This is a genomic window from Nocardia amamiensis NBRC 102102 (genome assembly GCF_001612745.1).
Taxonomy (GTDB): Bacteria; Actinomycetota; Actinomycetes; order Mycobacteriales; family Mycobacteriaceae; genus Nocardia; species Nocardia amamiensis.
The window spans coordinates 22508-28507 of the sequence record NZ_BDBA01000124.1; the positions used below are offsets into that span (position 1 = coordinate 22508).

5 protein-coding genes are annotated in these 6000 nt (G+C 67.8%); all 5 read right to left on the reverse strand.

The features are described from left to right. Positions 1 to 141 precede the first annotated feature (141 nt). Positions 142 to 762, reverse strand: a complete 621-nt coding sequence (locus NA4_RS22735; RefSeq protein ID WP_067473534.1) for a hypothetical protein — start codon at positions 760 to 762, stop codon at positions 142 to 144. Next, entirely contained in the window at positions 759 to 1106 is a 348-nt protein-coding gene (locus NA4_RS22740) for a hypothetical protein (RefSeq protein WP_067473537.1), read from the reverse strand. Before NA4_RS22740 ends, NA4_RS22735 begins: the two co-directional genes overlap by 4 nt. A gap of 69 nt (positions 1107 to 1175) precedes the next feature. After that, positions 1176 to 2153 carry a hypothetical protein gene (locus tag NA4_RS22745; RefSeq protein ID WP_157129232.1) on the reverse strand — a complete coding sequence of 326 codons (978 nt, stop codon included), beginning with the start codon at positions 2151 to 2153 and terminating at the stop codon, positions 1176 to 1178. Between the two features lie 505 nt (positions 2154 to 2658). Then, positions 2659 to 4368: a putative type IV secretion/conjugal transfer ATPase gene (locus NA4_RS22750; RefSeq protein WP_067473544.1), complete on the reverse strand. Its 1710-nt coding sequence runs from the start codon at positions 4366 to 4368 to the stop codon at positions 2659 to 2661. Then, entirely contained in the window at positions 4365 to 5837 is a 1473-nt protein-coding gene (locus tag NA4_RS22755) for an SCO6880 family protein (RefSeq protein ID WP_067473546.1), read from the reverse strand. The genes NA4_RS22750 and NA4_RS22755 overlap by 4 nt, the downstream gene beginning before the upstream one ends. Positions 5838 to 6000: the final 163 nt, after the last annotated feature.

Genomic DNA, 6000 nt, shown 5'->3' on the forward strand with positions numbered 1-6000 from the left:
TGGTCATCACGACCGGCGCGAACCATCGGTCGTCGCGTCGACTTCGCGGCGTTGGTGTCTCATTGCTTGTGCGCTTTCCCCGCGCCTTGGGCTTGCTTGGTATCCGTGCACCGCCCGTCGATGGAGTGAGTCGTTGATCGGTCATAGGCCGGTCTCCGGTAGGTGCGGCGTCGCGACGGCGTCGGTCGCCGGGTCCGCCTCGGCGCCGGGCTCGGCATCTGCACGCAGACTCCCAGCCAGCCCTGCCGCAGTGATCAACCGGTCGCTGTCGGGCTGAGCCAGTTGCCGGTCGCGTTCGTTGATGTCAGCGATGCGGTCGGTGATCTCATCGCGGAGATCGGCGAGCTGATCCTCGAGGTCGGCAATGACGTCGTCACGAGCGCGTACCATTCCCAGCAGCAGTGGGACTCCGGCAATATCGGCGATGTCGTGGTCGAGATCCTGGCGGGTTTTGTTCCAATACCTACTGAGCGTGTCCATCGACTGCCCGTAACAGGCACTGGTATCGGGTTCGCCCAAGACGTTCTCCAGCGCCTGTCGTCGGTCGCTGTCGGAGGCAGGCACATGCCCTACCATCCCGGCCAGCAGGTGCCGCACCCCCCACATGTAGATATGCCGTGCCTGGTCCCGCTCGTCGGACGGGTCCATTGCGGTCATATCCATCGCTTCGCTGAGCGAATTCAGCCGCCTGTAGCGGTCGATGACCTCGGCGATGGTCGTGAGCTGGGTCGTGGCCCGCCAGCGCTCGTTGCCACCGCTCATCGGATCCGTTCCTCTGTCTGTCCCGTCGCCGGTGCAGGTTCTCGGTGTTGTTTGCGGCCGGGGTCGTGACGGCGTGGGCGAATCATGGGTTGTCTCATCGGCTTTGCGCTTTCGGTAGGGGTCTTGGTGTTGCTCGGCGGGGCGTCGCGGTGTCCGTCTGGGGTGAAGCGGTGGTAGGTGCGGCGTTGGTCGGTGCGTGCGCGGTCGGCTCGCTCCGCGTCGGTTTCTGGACGTCGTGTCAGCCAGTCGGCTGTGCTCATGCGCGGTAGCAGTGTGTTCGCGGCGTTTCCTGCGCACAGCGCGGCGACCGCCACGACCGCGGCGAGGAAGGTCGCGGTGCTCACGCCGACACCCGGTGCGCGGCACGGAGATCGGTGATGTGCCGGTTGAGGGCATGGCAGGCGGGGGTTCGGTCATGATGGCCCTCCTGGCTCACGTCCTGGGTGGTGCGGTGGTGCGGGTGGACCGGGATCGGGTTCGTCGGCGGGCTGGGCGGCCCAGCTCAGATCGATGTCCTCGGGGAGCGCGGCGATGATGGCTGCACCGGCTTGGTCTCCGCGTCCGCCGTACTCGATGCCATCGCCTGCGGTGCCGCTCATCCACAGGTGGTGCATGGCGTGCTGGATCAATTCCTGTGGCCGCGGCGGTAACGCGTCGGCATCCAGGACGTGGTCGAGGTCTCTGGTCTCGCGCAGGGTCTGCACGAGTCGGCGCGCTTCGTGCTCGATGCCCGGCCAGGCGTAAGCGCGCCACCGCTGCTCGAGCGCATGCTCGTCGTAGGTGTGGACCGTCGCGGCGAATAGGGCACCCCACCCCCGCGCGCCCCTTCTCCATAGCTGCACACGTTCCCGATCGGTGAGATCCGCCGCCGCCACAAGCTCACATGCGTGTTCCCACACTGCGCCCAGATTGGTCTGGAACTGGCTGGACACGACGGGATCCGGGTCGGAATGGGTGCCGTGGGCAGCGAGCCGGTCGCGGCGCGCGGCGGTGATGGCGGTCATGTGTTCGAGCTGCCACACATCCTCGGCGAGTGCCTCGATGATCGTCGCCCGCATCGCCTCTCGTCCGCGCGGCGGCTGCGGAGGCGCGGGATCGCGATCAGCCCACCGCAGCCCCTGCTGCCCGAGTTCCCGGGCCGCGTCGATCAACGGCAGCGGCACGCAGCATCCGCGGGCACGGATCTCGATCTCGCCCCGCACAGCCTCGAGTGCCCGCAGTTGACTTCGCCAGTTCTGGACCGGGATCTCACTATTGCCGTGGGAACGGATGTAACTCGGATATCCGTGACGCAGCAGTCGTGTGCCCTCCGCCGAGAGGTCCTGAATGCTTTCCAGCAGCCGCACCTTCCACGGCGGCAACACCTCCCACGGCTGCCTCGGCGCTGTCATGACCCAACCTCCGTGGCGTAGTTCTGGGTGCGCCGTCTCAGCTTCTGTCGCGTCATGCGAGACTCGCTGGTGCGCGTATGGGAGGCAGCAGTGTGCCGGTCGTCTCGGCGGCTGCATTGTTCGGACGTGGGGCCGAGTAGCCAGTCGGTCACCACAGCCAGCCCTTGGTGCAGCCGCACGAAGCACGCGGAACTGACAAAACCGCAATCGAACACGCGAACCTCCAGCGCTTGATGGAGGTTCCGGTCGGACTTTGCGCGCTGCTGCCGCCTGAACCGGCTTTGGCTGAGGTGTCCGTTGACCTTCCGCGGGTCTTCCCGCGGGAAGTGCGCATTCTGTGAGTGGCGGAGACTCTCTGTGTCCCACAACCGATCTATGCCGTCATCGCCTGTTACGATGACCTGGAGATTTCGCCGGTGATGTTCCACTGATCGTGCGGAACCGCAAGGTTGGCGCACAATGCTTGGGAAAGCGCAATCAGTCATGGGAACCTGCACATCAGCAATCACCTGCTCGCCTCCCCCGCACCGGGCAGGTCATCAAAGCGCCGGTTCGTGTTGTGCACATCCCCGGCACGCTCCGTCGGTGTAAATACCAGCCGGAATGGAATTCCCGGCTCGTGGGCCTCGCCGGTCTTCAACAGAAAGCAGCCTGTGCCGGGCGGTGTTTCACGTCGCGTGGGGTCCAGGTCGTCGTCGCTGGGTGGGCGCGGCGCAGCCCACGAGGTGACGAGCAGTTTCTCGGTGTCGGTGATCCCGACCGCGGCGCGGAGACGATTGATTTCGTCCGGGCCGACCGGGCCGATGAGTTTCGCGCGGGCGCGTTCGAAGAAGCCGATCGCTTTCGCTTGGGCCGCGGGGGAATCGAAGGCTGCGAGGTCTTTAATGGTGTGGCTGCACATGATCAGCCCCGTGCCCAGACCGCGTTGTAAGCGGGTGAGGGCGTCGACGCGGTCGACCATGAACTCCCCGACGCCCAGGACGCGCCAGATCTCGTCCATGACGACCTCGAACGTGCGTGGCGGCGCGAGCCCGGCGTCGGTGAGGGCGTGCGCAGCAGCGACAGCGCCGAAACCTTCGCTCCAGCAGACCATCAGCACCGCGGCTAGCAGTTTGGTGTCGCCTTCGGGGATGCGAGAGACATCCACACACACCGCCGGACTCGCGAGATCCAGACGGGTGGTGGTGGGCCCGTTGAAGATCGCGCCGAATGGCCCCTCTACCAGCGCGCGCAGCGAACGGCGCAGGGTTTTTGTGCTGGCCCGATAGGTTGCGTCGTCGTCTTCCTCGGCGAACTGGCGTAGTTGGTCGCCGCCGCCGGAGATGACCTCGAGCAGGTTCGACAGCAGCGGCGGCTGTTCATAGGTGAATCCGCCTGTCGGGCTGTAGAGCTCGCGCAGCCCGGCGGCGAGCAGGACTTCCTCGAAATCCGCCACCCTCGATCCCCGCACGAGTTCGATAAGCCCGGCGACGATATTGACCTGCCCGGCCTCAACCCGCGCGGCGACCTGGCGGCGCTGATCCGGGTCTGTCAGTCGCTCGACGACCGCGCCGAGCGCGCCGACATCGAGGGGGTTGATGGTGCCGTGCCCGTAGCCGACATCAACCACGTGGCCACCGAGGCGTTCGACGAGGTCGCGGTAGTCGGGTTTGGTGTCGCCCATGCACAGCACGGTTTCCCCGGCCGCGACCGCACCGGTCACCATCCGCCGGATCAGGCTGGATTTGCCGAAACCATTGAGGCCCAGCACGAACGCGCTCGGTGCGGTGATGAACCCGCGCAGGAACCAGGACATCGGATCGAAATGCACGGGGGCGCCGGTGATGTAGTGCGCGCCGACCGGGGTGCCGACCGTGGGGGCGCTGGCACCCACGGCGAATGGCCACAGGCCGGCGACTTGCACGGTGGTCGCCCGCCATTCCGGTGTGCTGGGCACCACCGAGGCGCGGCCGCCGCCGAGCCCGCGATAGCCGCGGTCGGTCAACGGCAGCAGCGATCGGTCGAAGCCGTCGCCGACCCGATCCTCCGCGCGGCCTTCGGCGGTGGTCCGGCGATGATCATCGCTCGATATCGCCAGCCGTGCCCGCCAACCACGCAGACCGGGCTGGGCGGCGGCCGCCTCGGTCGCGGCGCGCGCCCGCGGGGTGAGCACCCGCACACCAGCGACCGTTTCGGTGCGCGCAGGCCGCGACGACTTCCGGCTGCGCGCGGTCATGCCGACACCCGCTTGGAGATGGAGGTGTGCTCGGGCAGGATCAACCCGATCCCCAGCGAGGCGGCAAAAGCCGCGGCTTGGGTGCCGTAGCAGCGGCGCACCCCAAGCCGGGACGCGGCGGCCATCCCCTGGACCGACGCCTCGATCCCCGGCAGGTCCCCGTCGAGGTGATCGGTCACCGTGACCAGCGCCCCGAACCGGGTCAAACCCGCACCGCGTGCCTGCTCCTCGCGGGAGGCTTGGGTGTTGGCGACCCGGATCCGCGCGGCGGCCGAGGCGATGCCGCGTTCGGTTTGCTCGGCGGCGACCGCGTCACGGAAGTCGGAGTCCACCAGCGTGGTGGCCTCGGCCGCGGAGTGCAATCGGTACACGATCGCCACCCGCTTACGAGGCACGTCCGCGCGCGGGCGCAGCAGCTCCTCGAGCACGGTTTCCATCACCGCGCCGCGGGGTGCGGCGTCCATTTCCCAGGTGATCGAGCGGGCGCCGTCGTGGACGTAGTGATCCCAACGGTCCTGGTGCGCGATCGGCCCCACCGAGTCCCACGACTGCGTGCGGGTGATGTCCGGGCCCGCGGCTTCGACATCGCGTTGGGAGGCGAGGTCGTAGCGGGTGCGCACCAGCCCGAGCACTTCCCATGCCTGCAGCGGTGTCGCCGGAAGCCCCGCGCGGGCGAGCTGAGACAGCACGCCTTGCAGGCGTTGCCCGATCTCGCGGGCCTGCTCGGCCTCATCCCTCCTAATGCGGCCTTTGCCGATGGCGCGGTAGGTGAGCGCGATGCGGGCTTCGATGCGTACCCCGACCCCGCCGATGTCGGCGGCGGCTTCGCGCATCACCGCCTGCGCATAGCCGGGGGCGTCGGGGCGGACCAGGCGGGCGACTTCCCGGGCCTGTTTGAGGCGGGTTTCGACCACGTTCTCCAGGACCGAGGTCACCGCGACCACTTCCCCACCGCGGCTCCGGGTGGCCAAGAATTGGCCGTATCCCTCGACCCAGGCGTCGATCTGGGCTTGGTCGACCAGCTCTTTGCCGCGCGGAATGACCCGTAGTACGACGGTGTAGTGGTCGCTGCGGCGGATGTGGATCATCGCGAACCGCTTCCCACCCGCGGTCTCATACTCCGACAGTCGCGAATCAGCCAGCAGCCCAGGCAGTTTGGCCAGGCCGGGAATCTTGGAGAAGCGACCCGCCTGGTAGACGTGCTCACCCCGAGCGCGGGCGGCAGCGAACTGCGCCCGCAGCAATACGAGTTCCCAGCCGGTGCGGCCATTGCGGGTGATCGCCAAGGGCGTGAACACCAGCGCGGCAGCCACGACCAAACCGGCGGCGATCGACAGCGATCGGGTGAGCATGAACCCGACCATCACCATGACGATCAGCGCCAACCCGAGCATCGACACACCCCAGGTCAGCCCGAAGAACCCGGCCGAACGGGGGCGTTCCCAGCGGCCGTACATGCGCGCGGTCATCGCCGGACCTCCCCGGGCCCCAACGCGTCCGGATCCAACACACCCTCGGTCGCATCACGGGTCTGGCTGTCGATCGCCGACACACCGCGCTGCGCCATGTCTGCGGCCATCTGAGCACCCATCACCACCGCACCGGCTGCGCCAGCACCAGCAGCCGCATCCC